The sequence below is a fragment of the Paenibacillus sp. RRE4 genome, from assembly GCF_031844205.1.
GTDB classification, from domain to species: Bacteria; Bacillota; Bacilli; order Paenibacillales; family Paenibacillaceae; genus Paenibacillus; species Paenibacillus xylanexedens_B.
In genome coordinates, this window is sequence record NZ_JAUZUT010000001.1 from 1161491 (window position 1) to 1179315 (window position 17825).

Annotated in this window: 18 protein-coding genes; 12 read left to right on the forward strand and 6 right to left on the reverse strand. The window is 46.6% G+C overall.

Annotated elements, in window-relative coordinates; all coding sequences use genetic code 11:
* Positions 1–102 precede the first annotated feature (102 nt).
* From Q9R46_RS05360 to Q9R46_RS05370, 3 genes are all read left to right on the forward strand, one after another.
* Positions 103–1509 carry a CapA family protein gene (locus tag Q9R46_RS05360; protein WP_311279219.1) on the forward strand — a complete coding sequence of 469 codons (1407 nt, stop codon included), beginning with the start codon at positions 103–105 and terminating at the stop codon, positions 1507–1509.
* A gap of 27 nt (positions 1510–1536) precedes the next feature.
* On the forward strand, positions 1537–2289 hold the full coding sequence (locus Q9R46_RS05365; RefSeq protein WP_311280950.1) for a glycerophosphodiester phosphodiesterase: 753 nt from the start codon (positions 1537–1539) through the stop codon (positions 2287–2289).
* A gap of 75 nt (positions 2290–2364) precedes the next feature.
* The gene (locus Q9R46_RS05370; protein ID WP_311279220.1) at positions 2365–2997 is read left to right on the forward strand and encodes a fumarylacetoacetate hydrolase family protein; all 633 of its coding nucleotides are present in this window, start codon (positions 2365–2367) and stop codon (positions 2995–2997) included.
* 116 nt (positions 2998–3113) lie between these two features.
* Here the strand turns inward: Q9R46_RS05370 and Q9R46_RS05375 are convergent, their stop codons facing one another.
* Positions 3114–3521, reverse strand: coding sequence for an SHOCT domain-containing protein (locus Q9R46_RS05375; RefSeq protein ID WP_311279221.1), 408 nt, complete (start codon positions 3519–3521; stop codon positions 3114–3116).
* Positions 3522–3876: 355 nt separating this feature from the next.
* Here Q9R46_RS05375 and Q9R46_RS05380 point away from each other — a divergent pair, with 355 nt between their 5' ends.
* From Q9R46_RS05380 to Q9R46_RS05420, 9 genes are all read left to right on the forward strand, one after another.
* On the forward strand, positions 3877–4434 hold the full coding sequence (locus tag Q9R46_RS05380; protein WP_289374233.1) for a MarR family winged helix-turn-helix transcriptional regulator: 558 nt from the start codon (positions 3877–3879) through the stop codon (positions 4432–4434).
* Positions 4435–4507: 73 nt separating this feature from the next.
* The gene (locus Q9R46_RS05385; protein WP_311279222.1) at positions 4508–5956 is read left to right on the forward strand and encodes an aryl-sulfate sulfotransferase; all 1449 of its coding nucleotides are present in this window, start codon (positions 4508–4510) and stop codon (positions 5954–5956) included.
* 72 nt (positions 5957–6028) lie between these two features.
* Positions 6029–7024 carry an ABC transporter substrate-binding protein gene (locus Q9R46_RS05390; protein WP_311280951.1) on the forward strand — a complete coding sequence of 332 codons (996 nt, stop codon included), beginning with the start codon at positions 6029–6031 and terminating at the stop codon, positions 7022–7024.
* Between the two features lie 25 nt (positions 7025–7049).
* Positions 7050–7826, forward strand: coding sequence for an ABC transporter ATP-binding protein (locus tag Q9R46_RS05395; RefSeq protein WP_311279223.1), 777 nt, complete (start codon positions 7050–7052; stop codon positions 7824–7826).
* Between the two features lie 17 nt (positions 7827–7843).
* A complete protein-coding gene (locus Q9R46_RS05400) occupies positions 7844–8617 on the forward strand; it encodes an ABC transporter permease (protein ID WP_311279224.1) in 774 nt (257 codons plus the stop codon).
* Between the two features lie 225 nt (positions 8618–8842).
* A complete protein-coding gene (locus Q9R46_RS05405) occupies positions 8843–9652 on the forward strand; it encodes a DUF92 domain-containing protein (protein WP_311280952.1) in 810 nt (269 codons plus the stop codon).
* A 13-nt stretch (positions 9653–9665) separates the two neighbouring features.
* A complete protein-coding gene (locus Q9R46_RS05410) occupies positions 9666–10244 on the forward strand; it encodes a TetR/AcrR family transcriptional regulator (RefSeq protein WP_311279225.1) in 579 nt (192 codons plus the stop codon).
* Positions 10245–10327: 83 nt separating this feature from the next.
* Positions 10328–12265, forward strand: a complete 1938-nt coding sequence (locus tag Q9R46_RS05415; RefSeq protein WP_311279226.1) for an ABC-F family ATP-binding cassette domain-containing protein — start codon at positions 10328–10330, stop codon at positions 12263–12265.
* 193 nt (positions 12266–12458) lie between these two features.
* Positions 12459–13403 carry a hypothetical protein gene (locus tag Q9R46_RS05420; protein WP_311279227.1) on the forward strand — a complete coding sequence of 315 codons (945 nt, stop codon included), beginning with the start codon at positions 12459–12461 and terminating at the stop codon, positions 13401–13403.
* Between the two features lie 187 nt (positions 13404–13590).
* On the opposite strand, the gene Q9R46_RS05425 is transcribed toward Q9R46_RS05420, so the two are convergent.
* The 5 genes from Q9R46_RS05425 to Q9R46_RS05445 form a co-directional block, all read right to left on the reverse strand.
* A complete protein-coding gene (locus Q9R46_RS05425) occupies positions 13591–14631 on the reverse strand; it encodes a M42 family metallopeptidase (protein ID WP_311279228.1) in 1041 nt (346 codons plus the stop codon).
* 107 nt (positions 14632–14738) lie between these two features.
* Positions 14739–15125 (reverse strand): LapA family protein, encoded by a 387-nt coding sequence (locus Q9R46_RS05430; RefSeq protein ID WP_154984008.1) that lies wholly within the window; start codon positions 15123–15125, stop codon positions 14739–14741.
* 134 nt (positions 15126–15259) lie between these two features.
* Complete coding sequence (gene pepF / locus Q9R46_RS05435; RefSeq protein WP_311280953.1) at positions 15260–17050, reverse strand: oligoendopeptidase F; 1791 nt, start codon at positions 17048–17050, stop codon at positions 15260–15262.
* Positions 17051–17298: 248 nt separating this feature from the next.
* Positions 17299–17484: a hypothetical protein gene (locus Q9R46_RS05440; RefSeq protein ID WP_090924720.1), complete on the reverse strand. Its 186-nt coding sequence runs from the start codon at positions 17482–17484 to the stop codon at positions 17299–17301.
* Between the two features lie 3 nt (positions 17485–17487).
* Entirely contained in the window at positions 17488–17721 is a 234-nt protein-coding gene (locus Q9R46_RS05445) for a hypothetical protein (RefSeq protein WP_090924721.1), read from the reverse strand.
* Positions 17722–17825 lie beyond the last annotated feature (104 nt).

Here is a 17825-nt window from a genome sequence, read left to right on the forward strand (position 1 = left end):
ACATCTACAGAAGGGACGGCCTTTTTTTATAGGATGTACATCCAGAATATGCTTGATATAATGATATTTATATGGATCTATTGTTAAGAAGAGGAGTTGCTTATGTATCCCCCAAGATCACAGCGAAGCTCAGAAAAGAAAAAAGTAAGACGAACCCGTAATACAAAAATCAGGATTGTGAATGTAATATTGATTGTAGCCATTGGTCTTATCGGCTTATATTACCTTTTGAACACACGTGAACAGCAACCGTCCCAGCCTGCCAATTCAGAGGTCGTGCAGCAGCAGCCGCCCTCGGGAGCTGACGACAAGGGTGGGGATGCATTGAAGCAGTCCGAGCCAGATGATGATCCAGCTGAGACACCGGGTAAAGATGTTGCTCCGGTAGATGGGAAGCCAGATGCAGAGCCAGATGCTACTGTAGATAACTCGGAATCGGGTACCAATGAAATTTCCGGGGCAGGCAGTGAAAAGCCTTCAACGGGAACGAAGTCTGCCACCACTACTGGAAAAGGAACCTCGGGTAAGACAGATGGCAATAAGGGAACGCCAACATCTGATTCATCCAAGGATGTAACCATTCATTTTGTCGGCGATATTCAATTTTCCGGAAAAGTCGCAGAATTGCTGGAGAAGAACGGATATGATTATCCTTTTGCCAAGCTTGGCTCTATGTTTCAGAATGACGATCTAACGATCGGTAATTTGGAGACTCCGGTGACCCATGGTGGTACGGGGGCTGCGGATAAAACCTATGTTTACAAATCCTCACCTAAAGCGTTGCAAGCGATGTCTGCGGCAGGGTTTGATGCCGTTAATCTGGCAAACAATCACATTCTGGATCAAGGTGTGGAAGGGCTGGTCGATACGTTAACGTATCTGAATGATTACGGCATCGCACATGCTGGCGCGGGTATGAATGGTACTGAGGCTTATGAACCTGCCTATTTTGAGCGCAAAGGCATGAAAATTGCCTTGCTTGGGTTCAGTCGGGTTGTTCCTGTGGCTAGCTGGAAGGCAGACGGGAATCGGGCAGGCGTAGCGGAAGCGTATGACTCCACAAGAGCGATCGCAGCGATTCAGTCGGCCCGTAAGAAGGCCGATCTGGTTATCGTCGTCGCGCATTGGGGGGAAGAGCGTGTAAGTACCCCGAATGCCGATCAAACGAGGCTTGCGCACGAGTTTGTGGATGCGGGAGCCGATCTGATTATTGGCGGTCACCCTCATGTTTTGCAGGGGCTTGAGTACTATAAAGGCAAATGGATTGCATATAGTACGGGGAATTTTATTTTTACCAAATCAACGAATGAAGAAACGTGGAAAACAGCTGTCTTTCAGGCACGTTGCAGTCGCGAAGCGGTGTGTAGTATGAAGGTGATTCCGTATGAGGCTGCTCTTGGGCAGGCTGTGCCAATGCTTGATGAGGCGAACCGACTTCTGCTGGAGCAGATGGCTAAGATGTCATCAGGCATTCGAGTGAACGCAGATGGAACTGTAGTACCCAACTAAGTAGCGTTTTGCGGAGGAGAGATGATGATGAACAATCTGTGTGTAGCGCATCGTGGATTTTCTTCCATTGCACCAGAGAACACGATGGCCGCATTTAATATGGCGATGGAAAGACCGGAAGTCCAGTGGATGGAACTGGATGTGCAATTATCCCGGGACGGCGTGCCTGTGGTAATCCATGATTTCACATTGGAACGTACGACGAATGGTAAGGGTCGAGTGAAGGAAACCGATTGGTCTGTCTTGAAACAACTGGATGCAGGATCATGGAAAGGCAAGAACTACACGGGGGAGCGTATACCTTCCCTGAGCGAACTCTTGGATCGTTCCTGTGGCAAAGTTCGATTAAACATCGAATTGAAAACACAAGGAGACATGTATCCGGGTTTGCCTGCAGCGGTGATTCACGAAATTAGAAAAAGACATATGCAGCATGATGTTGTCATCACGTCGTTTGAGCCGGCAGCACTGGTTGAAGTGAAAAAGCTTGCGCCTGAATTAGAAACGGGTCTCATCATTGATGCCAAACCCGGGGATCTGCTTGTAGCATTGAAACAAATGCATTGCACGTTCCTCTCCATCGGATACACCAATGTAGACAAAGCGTTAATGAACGAGATGAATGTTGCCGGCATTCGAGTGATGGCGTGGACAGTGGATGACAAGGCAAGTATGAAAAAGCTGGCTGCTATCGATCCAGATGTGATGATATGTACCAATCGCCCTGATGTTTGGGAAGATGCGTTTCAGGAGACGAGTAGCCGCTTTTTCAGACCTTAATTGTAAGGTTGTAATCGAACTAACAAACGAAGCAATGAACGAAGTAATGAATCCAGTAAAGGTGGTTGCAACTCTATGTTGACGAATATTCGCAATGTGTATTGTGTAGGACGAAATTATAAGCTTCATGCGGAGGAGCTTGGTAATGCGGTTCCGGATGAACCGATGATTTTTATGAAGCCTTCTCATGCGGTTGTGCCATTGAATGGAGAAAGTTTAGAATTGCCAGCTTCTAAAGGCGAAGTTCATTATGAGGCTGAATTGGTCATTCGCATTAGTCAGGATTACAAGCCGGGAGTGCGTGTCGATGAACTGGTCGATGCCTATGCTTTTGGTATTGATTTTACGTTGCGTGATGTGCAGACCGTAATCAAGAAAAAGGGCCATCCATGGACTGCGGCCAAAGGATTCAAAAATTCCGCGCCTGTAAGTGGTTTTCAGTCCTTTTCAGGCACGGAAGCATTGCTAGAAAAGGACTTTACGCTGACCAAAAATGGTGTTGAAGTGCAACGAGGCAACATTCGCAACATGATATTTGATCTTCAACACATTGTTGATTATGTAGGACAACACTATGGTCTTGGCGCAGGTGATATCATCTTCACCGGGACACCGGAGGGTGTGGGACCAGCCGTAGAGGGAGATGTGCTTGAGCTCGCCTGGGATGGGCAATCCGTTGGGAAATGTACCGTTGCAGCAGCGAAATAATTCTGTGAACTAGGTATGAATGATAATGATACAGTCATGCATGCAGGGGCGGGAAACCGCTCCTTTTTGACGTGATCCTAGGAAATAAGCAAACACGCTTTTGTATACATTTAAGTTTAAGCCCATTCATAAGAGGTGCTTGCACTTTCAAGAACAATTTGTTCGAGTTCCGCATGCTGTGCCTCATATTGCTCCTGAGTGATACTTCCCTTTGCTAGACGATCCTTTAGCTGCTGACTGAGTTGATGGACCTGATAAGCCACAATCTGACTGAAATCTCCATCATTCTCGTCCGCAATGGTTTTAAGTGATTTGCCCACGTACAGATCCTGATATAGATCTTCCTCGGAGGAGAGATTCAGTGCACTCAGCAGCTCATCCTTGTTATCATCTTTGGAATTTATACTTACGATGGACCACGATGCTAAGGGAATTGGCGAAATCGCTGATTTGCTCCAGGCGGTTCCTGCAAAAGACATGGTTACAATCATCGTACCCACAAACATTACACGTTTCATATTCATTCTTGTCAACCTCGCTTCTGTATTTAAGTACGAAGGGAATCGTAGCTTAATCTTGTTGTTTCATCTGAGATTAGTTTAACCGGCGAAGCTGAAGTGAAACTTAAAATGGCATAAATAAATGCTGACAGGCGAGAAAAGAATAAAAAAAAATTAAATCTCACTTGACAGGTTGGGTTAGTGGGCTATATGATGAACTCAATTATTTTAACGCTAATTAAATGAACAGTGAAATAAATTTGAATACGGATGCGAGCTGATTGGACCACCAAAGGCTCCCGGGACTACTCCAAATGGAATGTCTTCGGGAGCCTTTTTGCGTACTTGCTAACGTTTCGGTTGAATAGGAGGATATGGAATGAACGAGGCAGATTGGGATGCATTGGAGAAAACGGATTGGCTCTTTCGCAAAATGGTCAGACGATTCGTCAAGGAGCGGGATCGGATAACGGTGGAAGGCATTAGTCTGCCGGGCATGCTTATTTTGCACAAAATCATTCGTGAAGGAGAACAGCGACTCGGGGACCTGGCTGATCAATTGGACTTCACTTCCGGCGCCATTACTGCACTGACTGACAAGCTTGAGAAAAAGGGATTAACGATCCGCAGACGCAAGGAAGACGATCGCCGTACCGTCCTGCTTGATATAACCGCCAAAGGTAGGGAGATGTATGCCCGCAATAGCAATATCGGTGCCCGATGTATCACGCTTCTGTTTGAGGGATTTACCACTGCGGAACTGGAGCAGCAAAGCCAATTTTATGAGCGGGTGATTGCGAATCTGGAGGGGTTCTCAGATACACTGTTGGAGCTTGCCGAGAGCAATATGAGAGATAAGAGAGAGCCGTCCGTGGACAACGACCTTGAACAGAAGCGAAAGGGGAATTCCGGAAAGAACAATTATCTCAGTTATTAAATGCTTGTATCGCAGTTATTAATGCTTGAACGATCGTGAATGAATTTGACAATCCAAGGGAGAGATGAGAACGATGGGACACTCAACAATTTATCCAACGGGAGCAACGCTGTATAATCCGGAAAAAGCCTGGGGTGGCTACACCGTGTATCAGGCAGGAGAAGAAGGCGTTGTATTAATTGATATGAACGGTAAGGAAGTTCACCTCTGGAAAGGACTGCTCGGATTTCCGGCCAAGATTTTCCCCGGAGGTTATGTGCTGGGAAGCACGGGCAGAAGAGACCCGAAATTCGGTATTCAGGATAATGTGGACCTGGTTCAGGTGGACTGGGATGGCAACATCGTGTGGAAATACAATAGCTATGAACATATTGAAGATCCGGGATACGAGCCATTGTGGTACGCCCGCCAGCACCATGATTATCAGCGTGAGGGCAACCCCGTTGGGTATTATGCTCCTGGTCTGGCTCCGAAAACACAGGGTGGCAAGACACTGATCCTGGCGCACAAAAACGTAAGCAATCCGCAAATCTCGGATAAACCTTTGCTTGATGATGCCATTATTGAAGTGGATTGGGAAGGCAATGTGTTGTGGGAATGGCTTCCGAACGAGCATTTTGAAGAACTGGGCTTTGACGAGGCAGCACGCAATGTATTGTACCGTGACCCGAATACGCGTTCATTTGGTCACCTTGGTGGGGGTGTAGGTGATTGGCTGCATATTAACTCAGCTTCCTATGTTGGCCCCAACCGCTTTTATGAAGCGGGAGACGAGCGCTTTAACCCGGATAACATCATATGGGATGCCAGAGAAGCCAATATTATTGCCATTACGGACAGACAGAGCGGCAAAATTGTTTGGAAACTCGGGCCGGATTATTCCTCTCCTGAAGCGAAGCATATCGGCACCATTATCGGACAGCATCATGCGCATATCATTCCTCAAGGACTGCCGGGCGAGGGCAATCTTCTCGTGTTTGATAATGGAGGATGGGCAGGTTATGGTCTTCCGAATCCGGCTTCTCCATATGGCTTGAAACATGCGGTTCGTGATCATTCGCGCGTGCTTGAGATTGACCCGTTGACACTGGAGATTGTGTGGCAGTATACCTCTGCCGAAGCAGGCTTTTCCGTTCCAACCGATTCGTATAAATTTTACAGCCCGTATATTAGCTCGGCCCAGCGCTTGCCTAACGGTAATACGTTGATCACCGAAGGCTCCAATGGCCGATTGTTTGAAGTTACAGCAGAGCACGAGCTGGTGTGGGAGTATATTTCTCCATACAAAGACGGGCGTAATACCAATATGGTTTACCGTTCGTATCGGGTTCCATATCAATGGGTTCCTCAACTGGAGAAGCCGGAAGAGGTGGCGATCGAAGCCATTGATGTATCGGTCTACAGAGTGCCGGGGGCAGCAGCCAAAGGCTCTGATTCGGTAGTTAATGTAGAGACAACACTGCCGTTTGTTGAGGGTGCGGCTTGCGTGGCAACATCGGATGAGGCAAAACAAGGCAGTTGACGGTAGCCGATAATAAATGGATTGAACGGGGTGTATGTTGTGAAAAAAACAACCATTTTAAAGGGAGCATTCATGCTGCTCCTCTCCTTAACAATTATAATCTCCGGATGTTCTTCAAACGGAGCAAAGTCCGAAGTGAAAGGCAGCTCCGCAAGTGGTGCCACCAAGGTAAAGATCCGCATAGCGGATACGAGCACAAACCCGACGTTCAGGGTAGCCGTTGCCAAAGGGTTCTTTGAAAGCCAAGGCATTGATGCAGAGAGCGTCACGTTTGGTTCTCCGGCAGAAGGCGTGAATGCACTGTTTATCAAGCAGGTGGATATTGCCTACGGTGCTGACTTCCCGGTGTTGAACGCTTTGGCCAAAGGGGATTATTCGATCATCGCTTCTGCGGGTCAGACAACGAATGAAGCAGCAGCGGCATGGAAGCTGTATGCCAGGGATGAGATCCGGACGGGTGCAGACCTGAAGGGCAAGAGTGTAAGCTTTATTCGAGGCACATTTATTCCGTATTTGTGGGATGAGTATTTGAAGGCTCAGGGGCTTACGCTTGGGGATGTGAAGCAGATTGGGCAAGGGGCGTTCGATGAGTCCTATATCGCATTGAAGCAAGGAGAACTGGATGCCGCATGGGTTATCGGTTCTGCATTAACCGACAAGTTCGATAAGCTTGAAGGCGTGCATCAGCTGACAGATATGTCCCAGACTCCAGTGAGGCTTGGCATGGGGCTGGTCGCAAGTAATGAGTTCATCAAGGCTAATCCGGACACGATAAAGGGTTTTCTTGTAGCCCTCGATGAAGCTTCAACATATGCCCAGGCTCATCCTGATGAGGTAGCGGATCTGATGTATAAGGAGACAAAACAACCCAAGGAAGCAACCTTGAAGGATCTTCCGATCAATCCGTGGGTCGTTGGATTTACCCGGGAAGCGTATGAAAGTTTGGCGGGACAGAAGCAATACATGGTGGATAACGGAATCATTGAGCAGGATTTTGATCTCAAAGGCAAGTTAAACCTTGAACCTCTGAAAGAGGCATTGCCGGATAAAGTAACATATACCGAATAACCTAAAACGTACTGGAGGTGTCTCTATGTCCTTACCCGCAGATCGTCACACGATTCATATTGAACAGCTTCGAAAAACCTACAACGCTCCCGCAAATGGAGAAGTGCATTACATTATCAAGGATGTTGATCTGGTGATCAGGGGGGGCGAATTTTTTGTTCTGCTCGGTCCCAGCGGCTGCGGAAAATCAACGTTACTTAACATGATCGCGGGTTTTATCTCCAAGTCGGGCGGACAGCTTAAAGTGAATAACAAAGAGATCGACAGACCTGGAAAGGATCGTGCAATGGTGTTCCAACAGGCGGATTCCTCGCTTTTTCCATGGCTTACCGTAAGGGAAAACGTTGAATTCGGGCTTCGAATGTCCAAGGTGCCCAAGTCTGAACGCCGTACGATTTCGGACCGTTACATTCAGCTCGTGGGTTTGGGAGGACATGAAGGGAAGTATCCGAAGGAACTGTCTGGAGGTATGAAGCAGCGGGTCCAACTGGCACGAGTGCTGGCTAACGATTCGGCGATTCTTCTCATGGATGAACCTTTCGGTGCGCTGGATGCCATGACTCGAAGAGTCATGCAGAAGGAACTGGTGAATATCTGGAGGGAAACGAATAAGACGGTTATATTTGTTACCCATGACATTCAGGAGGCGTTATTGCTTGGTGAACGGATCGGAATCATGTCGGTGGGGCCTTCGTCGAATATAACGGATATTTATCATAACGTTCAGTCTTATCCGAGAAATATTGCTTCGGCTGAATTTAATTCCCTATACGATCAGATTCAAAGTCATTTTGAAGAATAACCGAGGTGATCCGGATCATGAAATGGTTGGAGAAAAAATGGGTGTCTGTACCACTGCTATGGGTTACAGTCATTCTGATATGGCAGCTTGGTGCATTGCTCTATGGGCCGGACGTGATACCTGGTCCATGGGATACTGTGCAGGGGGCTCGCGAATTAATTGCTGATGGCACGCTCATGCATTATATCGGGATCAGCTTCTCACGTGTACTTGCCGGATGGGTACTGGGAAGTGTCATTGCCATTCCGGTAGGACTTCTCATCGGCAAGGTTCACATCATTCGTCTGTTTGCCGAACCCTTTCTTAATTTTATTCGATTTATACCGCCGATTGCTTTCATTACATTATTCCTGGTCTGGTTCGGCATCGGGGAACAGTCCAAGATTGCACTGATCATGTATGCGACATTCTTCATCGTTGTACTGAATACACTGACGGGCGTCTTGTCCATTGAAGAGGATAAGATCCGTTCAGCCCGGAGCATGGGTGCGAATGAGTGGCAGATTTTATTGCATGTTGTTGTCCCTGCTACGACCCCGTACATTTTCACAGGTGTTCGATTGGCGATGGGGACTTCCTATATGGCTATTATCGGCGCAGAGATGATAGCCTCGAATGAAGGCGTGGGTTATCTGATCTGGAATTCACGGCTGTTTTTTCGAACGGACTGGATTTTTGTTGGACTAATCTCCTTGGGATTTATGGGTTTTCTCACCGATCGTTTGTTCAATTGGTTTGGTCGTCGTGTTTTGTATCGTTATGGCGTCATCGGCGGAACCAAGCGAGGCTAACATTGAACGGAGCGAACGACGCGATGTTTAGTTGCAAAAGGGCAGTTATGATCATTATATTTCGTCCAGCAGACCTGGTTCGCAGCTTTCTAAGCTGCCGGATCAGGTTTTTGTCATGCCTGCAACGGGAGTTTCGGCATTGGGCTCAAACCGTGGTATAATTGAATTTCAAAAATAACATAAACGTCATGTGGACCATAGATGCTGCCACATGCAGGAGAGATTATGGACTGGATTATCGGCGCGGTATGCGCTTTTATTGTGGCGGGTGCAGCCTACGCGAAGAAGTCGCTAACCCTGTCCGGTTGCTTGGCAGCTGTGTTGATGGGAACGATCTATTACGGGGCAGGCAATCTGTTTTGGTTTGGCACACTGTTGTTGTTTTTTATAACTTCAACCCTGTTGTCCAAGTATCGTAAGGAACGCAAACAGGAGCTGGAGAAATCGTATGCCAAGACAGGCAATCGGGATGCAGGGCAAGTGTTTGCCAACGGCGGGATTGGCATGCTTTTATGTTTGGGATACTGGATATTTCCACACCCGGTCTGGATCTATGCTTTCATTGGTGTAATGGCAACCGTTACATCCGATACCTGGGCTACCGAACTCGGTAGCCTGAGCCGTAAGCCACCGCGTTCTGTCGTGAATTGGAAGGTGCTGACCCCGGGTGCTTCCGGTGGTGTGTCGTTACTTGGAACAACAGCGGCGGCGATAGGCGGAGCTTTGATTGGAGCAGGCGCATTTATCTTTTCTTGGGTCGCAGACTTTGAGACGCTGGGATTTTTGAGCTGGATGTGTGTTGGTCTTGCAGGTGGACTCGCTGGAGCATTCGCCGATTCCTATCTGGGAGCAACCGTCCAGTTGATGTATCGCTGCACCGAATGCGGTCGTGAAGTTGAGGTCAGTGAACACTGTGGCAACCGGACCGTTCGTGCACGGGGCTGGACGTGGATGAGCAACGATCTGGTCAATGTGCTGAGCTCGGTGATCGGAGGCTGTGTGGCGATCGGTTTGGGGAATATTTTGGCGTTGTAGGGAGGGAGTGCAAATGAGCACTGTGCAGGGAGACAAATCGGAGGCGATTTTGGATGCGGCCTACGGCATATTTGGATCAAAAGGATTCTATGAGACTAAAATGTCCGATATTGCCGATGAAGCTGGCATTGCCAAAGGCACGATTTATTTATATTTTAAAAGCAAGGAACAACTGTTTGTCGCTGTATCCAAGCGGGATTGTAACAGTTTTATCAGTCGTCTGGAGTATGCATTGCAAGCGCACGAGAACACGGGTGACAAGCTTGGCGCGATCGCCAAGACACATCTGACGTATTATTATGAACGGCGCAATCATACGAAGTTATTTTTCATGGCACCGAATAATGATCCGGATTTGATGAAGTTTATGAAAGCTTTTATGAACGAGTATATGAGCATGGTATGCAGGGTTCTGGAAAGTGCGGGTGTACCTGAGCCTGTGCTGCTGGCAGAAGCGTATATCGGCATTCTGGATCGACTGAAGATGGATATTATGCTGAATCCAGCGTTTAATGAACAAGATCTTAACAAACGAATTGCTTTTGCAGCGGCGCTGTTTTTGGACGGATGCCGTTCCTTTCTGCGAGTATAAGCTGGTATGCAAGATCGTGTAGTTGAGGATAGCTGATAGAGAATAGAGCATTTCAAATTATAGAGAAGTGTGGGTAACGTGCAATGAATATAATGACGGTAGAGCAGATTGCAAAAAGTTATGGCGAGAAAATCCTGTTTAAGGATGCTTCATTCGGTATGGCGGATCAGGATAAAATCGGTGTTGTTGGTGTAAACGGGACCGGTAAATCGACGTTTTTGCGCGTGATTGCAGGTATGGAGCATGCGGATGAGGGACAGATTTCCATCGGCAATGACGTACGCGTGCAGTTTCTGGCGCAGAATCCGGACTTTAATTCGAACAACACCGTATTGCAACAAGTGTTTGAAGGTGACAGTGCCGAGATGAGAACCGTGCGTGAGTACACGGAAACGATGGAACTACTGGAATTAAATCCATTAGATACGGCTTTGAATGAACGTCTGATGCGCCTGAACCAACAAATGGAGCAACTTCAGCTTTGGCAGATGGAGAGTGAAGCAAAGAGTATTTTATCCAAGCTGGGTATACAGCAGTTCGATGCACTTATGGGGACATTGTCAGGTGGACAACGAAAAAGGGTTGCGCTTGCTTCCGCGTTAATCCATCCTTGTGAATTGCTCATTCTTGATGAGCCTACGAACCATATCGATAATGATTCTGTTGTATGGCTGGAGCAGTATTTGCAGAAACGCCGTGGCGCATTACTTATGATCACGCATGATCGCTATTTCCTGGATCGAGTGGCCAATGTCATGCTGGAGCTTGATCACGGGCGTTTGTTCCGATATGAGGCGAATTATACGCGGTTTCTGGAGCTGAAGGCTGAACGGGAAGAACGGGAGTCAGCCTCAGAACAAAAGCGCAAGAATCTGTTACGAACCGAACTTGCGTGGATTCGCCGCGGAGCTAAAGCACGGACTACAAAACAAAAAGCGAGAATTGATCGCTTCGAACAACTGAAAGATCAGCAGGGTGTCCAACGCTCGGGCTCTCTGGAAGTGTCTGTGGGTTCTACGCGTCTGGGGAAAAAGATACTGGAGATTGAACATCTCTCCAAATCGGTTGATAACCGCAAGCTGATCAACGATCTCAGCTATATTGCTGTTCCAGGCGACCGCGTAGGCATTGTAGGTCCGAATGGTAGTGGTAAGTCTACTTTACTACAGATGATTTCAGGTCGATTGCAACCGGACGCTGGAGAAGTTGTTCTGGGGCCAACCGTGAATCTGGGTTATTTTACTCAAGAACATCAGGAGATGGATGAAACGTTGCGCGTGATCGAATACATCAAGGAAGTGGCTGAAAATATAAAAACAGCAGATGGTTCATTGATCACCGCTTCACAGATGCTTGAACGCTTTTTATTCAACCCAACCTCCCAATGGACACCGATTGCCAGGTTGTCGGGCGGAGAGAAACGTCGTTTGTATCTGCTTCGCATTTTGATGGCTGCTCCGAATGTACTGCTACTGGATGAGCCGACCAATGACTTGGATATTCAGACACTTGCCGTGCTTGAAGATTATCTGGATGATTTTCCGGGCGTTGTGTTCGTTGTATCCCATGATCGTTACTTCCTTGATCGCACAGTGGACAAAGTGCTGGCGTTTGAGGGGAACGGCGCTGTACGTGTGCACGTAGGTGATTATAGTGAATATGCGGAATGGATGCTCAAAAATGCCGCTGCGAATCAAGAGAGCGGTGCGAGTGCAGCCAAGAAACAGGTCACTGAGAATAGCGTTGAAGCTTCGACTCCAGTTACAACGCAGGCAAAACCTAAATTGAAATTTAGCTTCAAGGAACAGCGCGAATACGATCAAATCGACGAAAATATCGAAAAGGCTGAAGCAAACCTCGCCCGGATTAACAAGGAGATGGAAGCTGCCTTTAGCGATTCAGCGCGTCTGCAAGAGTTAATGGCAGAACAGGCTGAGGCAGAGCGTCACTTGGACGAATTGATGGAGCGCTGGACTGTACTTAACGAGCTAGCAGAGCAGATTGAGCAAAACAAGTCTTAATTTGGTTGACGTAAGCAAACAAACCATACTATACCATATCAATGCCTTTCTTCATCAGGCGGCTTAGTGCCGCTTTGGAGGAGGCATTTTTGCTTTAAAAACATAGATGAATCCAGACATTGAACATAAAAGATGAAACGTTACCCTTGTTTATACGTTTTATTAGTAATGAATTCCATAGAAGGGGGAGAGCTTGAAATTGATCAATAATGAAATCAATGAACAACTCGCCATGCTTAAGGAAAAAGGAAGAATCTACGGAAAATGGACGAAAAGACTTCATAAGCTCCAAGAGGAGGAGAAGCAGTGGGGAGCGAAAGTGGAACATTGCACCGTAGCTCTTCAGAAGGAACAGAAGGACGTGGATCGGCTGAACGGCATGAGCTTGGCCTCATTTTTCTATGATCTGATCGGCAAGAAGACGGAACGTTTGGAGAAAGAAGAGCTTGAGCTGCTGGAGAGCAAGTCAGCTTATGATACAGCTTGCCGAATGTTACAGGATGTACAAGAGCAACGGATTCAAGTTGAGCAAGAGCTTCAAAGACAATCGCAGTATAAGTTCTGGGAGAGTGACTACCTAGTTTTATGGGGGAAAAAAGAACAAAGCCTGCTTAAGCAGGATGAAGAACTGCAACAATTGGCCGAAGATCAGGAACATCTGGCGAGCGAACTTCAGGAGCTTAACGAAGCTCTCAGAGAAGGGGATTACTTGGTATATGCACTTGAACGTGCAGAGAAAGCTTTAGAATCAGCAGGAAATTGGGGGATATATGACATGATGGGTGGAGGTGCAATCTCCACACATATCAAGCGCAGTCGTATGGATGATGCACAAGTGGCTATTATGGATGCGGGTAAGCGTCTGCGTCGTTTTCAGAAGGAATTAGAAGATGTAGAGATGGCGGTAAACGCCGATTTGAATTTGGGCGGTCTGCTGTCCTTTGCGGACTATTTCTTTGATAACTTCTTTGTGGATTGGATGATTCAGGATAAAATTCGTAGTGCAGAGAAACAGGTGAAACATGGACTTAGCATGGTACGACAGACAATACAGGTTTTACATGGAGAGATTAAGGATCACGAAGCCCGGCTTCAGGTTCAGGAACGCAGGTATCGAGAGTACGTGGAACAGGCCTGATCATGAGATGTACCTATTGTGCCTACTTGGTTCAAATAATAAAGGACACAACTTCCACGCCGTTCATGCGGTGAAAGAATGTGTCCTTTTTAATATTGAGAAAAGCTCAAATTAACTGAATGAACTGAATCAAAGCAATAAACAAAGTAATTGTGAATCAAGAAGTAACCTAATCTACCGTCATTCCTTACTTCGTAGAGATGTATGCAGCAAGTAGCTTGGCTGTATTGATTACCGCGCTTTTGTGTGTGCGCTCCATAGAATGAGAAGCGTGAACGCCTGGGCCAATCAGGGCAGCGCGAATATTGTTTCCTCCGCGCAAGGCAGCACTGCCATCAGAGCCGTATTGAGGATAAATGTCTACTACGTAGTCCATGCCATCCTGTTTGGCTAGTTCAATTAGACGACTTGTCATATCGTAGTCATAAGGACCGGAAGAGTCTTTTGCACAGATGGATACATCCGTTTCTTTACAACTAAGATCATCACCCATGGCACCCATATCCACAGCAATCATTTCGCTGATCTCTGCCGGAATATATGCCGCTCCGTGTCCAACTTCTTCATAGTTTGAGATGAGCAGAGAAACGTTATGTACAGGCTTCCAGCCTTCACGATGAGCGGATTCAAGAATACCAAACAGGGCCGCTACACTGGCTTTATCGTCGAGATGGCGAGATTTGATGTAACCGCTTGGTGTAATGACAGCCCGGGCATCAAAAGAGATAAAGTCACCTACACCAATACCAAGCTTTAATACATCCTCTTTGGACGATACCACTTCATCAATCCGGACTTCCATATGATTTTCCGAGCGTTCAAACGTACGAGCATCAGGGTAGACGTGCACGGATGGATGCAGAGAAAGAATCGTTCCCGTATATACCTTGCCGTCTCTAGTGTGAATGGAGCAATACTCGTTCTCGATGCTATGCATCGTAAAACCGCCAACAGAGGTCAGTTTTAACGTGCCGTAAGAGGTGATGGACCGCACCATGGCACCGAGCGTGTCTACATGCGCACTTAAAGCAATGGTTCTGGAAGGATCTTCACCGGGCAGTGTGAGCATAGCTCCACCTTTGTTGTTCAGTTCACAGGAGATGTTCAGGGAACTCGCTTCCTTGCGAATCATCTCGATAATGTGGTGGGTGTATCCGCTTGGACTGGGTGTATCCAGCAATTTTTTCAAAAAAGACAGAACGTAAGATTCATCAATAGTAAAACTCATCCATATTTTCCTCCTTTGTCTTGCAGGTACAGGTCAAATAGAATACAGCCTGTCTGGGGGAATGTATGTCCATTCCGATCTACCAGCAGGCTGTTTCTGATTGATCTCTACAACGTACCTGTATTGTTGCCTTTTTGCTGAGTCTGGATTGAATCGTTGTGCAACTGGTGGTCGTGTTCAGGTTCAGTTGAGCGGGTGGAATCCATGTTATCGTACGAAACGGGTGTAGTAGCGCTGGCTACAGAAGCTTCCAACTCAGCTACGCGCAGGTGCAGGCGTTTATTCTCCCGTTGCAGTCGATATTGACGGTAAATCCCGTAAGAACCTACAATGATACCGCCAATTAAAGTACAGCCTAAAATCAGCAAAATCAATGGAACCCGAACCGTATTGAACAGCAGATTAACCTGAACAGAATCTACATTGATGACTGCGAAAATTCCTGTCAGCAGCGCAAAAACAAGACCTGCGATAAGTGCCCATTGCATTTTCATGATGTTGCCTCCTTGTTGTGAACCAAATGCGAACTAGAATGCATTACCCTTTTTCGAGAGTACTGTATCTCGCTTGATTATAAAATCCCTTGCCCGCCCGGGGCAAGGGATACAGATTACAGGGAATCGCAACCTTATTTGGTTAACTGTTCCATCTGCTCGATTAATTCTTTGAATACACTCATCGCTTCGCGGATCGGCTGCGGTGTTGACATATCGACACCCGCTTTTTTCAAAATATTGATGGAGTAATCACTTCCACCGCTCTTCAGGAATCCGAGATAACGATCGACTGCAGGTTGGCCCTCTTCCAGAATTTGCTTCGAGAAGCTGGTCGCTGCCGAGAAGCCTGTAGCGTATTTATATACATAGAAGCTGTTATAGAAGTGGGGGATACGTGCCCATTCCATCTCGATATCTTTGTCAACGACCATATTTTTGCCATGGTACTGTACATTGAGATTGTAATAAATTTCTGACAGTAACTGTGGTGTAAGAGCTTCGCCTTGTTCAGCGCGTTCATGAATAATTTTCTCGAACTCTGCAAACATGGTTTGACGGAATACTGTAGTCCGGAACTGATCTGCATAATACGTAAGTAAATACAGTTTTTCCTTCGGATCTGTTGATTTATTCAACATGTAGTCCATGAGCAGTGCCTCGTTTGTCGTTGAAGCTACTTCTGCAAGGAAAATCGTATACTGTGCATCACGATACGACAGGGCTGTATCCGAATAATGGGAATGCAGCGCATGACCCATCTCGTGTGCCAATGTGAACATGCTGTTCAGATTGTCCTTATGGTTGAGCAGTACATACGGGTGAGTGCCATAAGCACCCCAAGCATACGCACCTGAGCGTTTGTTCTCATTTTCGTATACATCAATCCAGCGGTTATCATAACCAGCTTGAAGAGCTTCTGCATACTCCTTACCGAGCGGCGCCAGACCTTCCTTTACCGTCTTTTTAGCTTCTTCATAGGTGATGTCCATTTTGTACTCATCTACAAGCGGGGCGAACAGATCATACATATGCAGTTGATCCACGCCAAGCAGTTTTTTACGGAGATCCATATAACGGTGTAAGAGTGGAAGACTTTCATGAATCGTGTCTACCAGGTTGTTATACACCTCCGTTGGGATGTTGTCACCATACAGGTTCATTTCCATGACTGAAGGATACTTCCGCACGTTGGCATAAAACATATTTTTGGTTACGTTGGCATTCAGCGCTGCGGCAATCGTATTTTTCTGTTTGGCATAGGTTTCATATACTGCTTTGAAAGCACGTTCCCGAACTTCACGGTTAGGATTCTCCAGAAACTGAATGTAGCTACCATGTGTCAGTTCGACTTCTTTTCCGTTCTCATCTTGAATACGTGGAAACTTAAGATCTGCATTGTTCAGCATGCTAAAGATGGTCTGCGGTGCTTGAGACAGATTGCCGACCTGTGCAAGTAGTGCTTCTTCCGCCTGGCTTAACACGTGGGCCTTTTCCCGTTTCATCTCTTCCAAGGTAAAGGTATATGCGGAGAGCTTCTCATTCTTAATAAGGACGTCAAGCTCTGAATCCGGCAAAGAAAGAATCTCGGGTGTAACAAAGGAAAGAGCTTCGCCTACCCGTACTCCGAGTTTCTGGGCTTTTTGGGACAGGCTTTGATATGTAGGATTAGCTGTGTCTTCATCTTGATGCATGCGAGCATATACGAAAAGCCGTTCAAGCTTGAGTCCGATTTCGTCTTCGAATTCGAAGCTGGCTTTAAGCACGTCAGGCTGATTCAATTTACCTTGAAATTCGGAGGCTTTTTTCATCATAGAAGATACTTCTTCGTACTCCTGATCCCAAGCCTTCTGATCGGCAAATAAATCTTCCAGTTTCCATGTATGCTCGGCTGGCACCTCGGAACGTTTCAATAGTTTACTCATGGGAATCCTCCTTTGATTATGTGCTGAAAATACGGGCATAGCCGCCTTCGTCTCCTGTGCAAGTGCAGCAGGAGACGAAGGAATAAGACTAAGAGCCAGAAGAACAGATAACGATTTCTGATATTTCAACGGCCTTCCTCCTTACCATACGAATCACTCGTTCCTAATAACTTCGTATAGTATGACCTAGGCACAGCCGAAATATTTGAGCGCCTTGAATCGCGTGTAAACACGTTCAGAATTCTGTATCAGGCTCCCATGTTAACGAGGTAATATACGATGAGGAAAAAGGCAAAACATACGAGCAATGTAGCGATTAGCGCCATTCCTCTTCTTAGACGATCCGGAACGGAATTACGTCCCAGGATCAGTGCGAACCCGAGCGCGAAGGCAAGGATAATGAAGATAACGACATTGCCTGAATCAAGCTGCATCGATTAAACTCCCTTGAAGGCAGCCATTAGCGCACGCCATTCCTCTTCACGATTTTCGAAATCCTCTTTCGGGAAACGACGCTCGGCCCAATGCATTAATGCAGGACGGCTAAGGAATGTGTGGCATTCTTCGCCCCATTCTTCTGATATTTCCCGTAAAACGAGATACTTGCCTTGTACTTCTACAGTCATCATATTCCACTTGTCTGTTTTGTATATTTCATGTTTTTTTATCATAGGTAGTCTCCAAACTAACGGTTTTGGTAAAATGATACCGTACACTACGATGCAAAGCAAATTTTTTCATCAATTATGGAAAAGATAAATTGCAAAATGGAAGC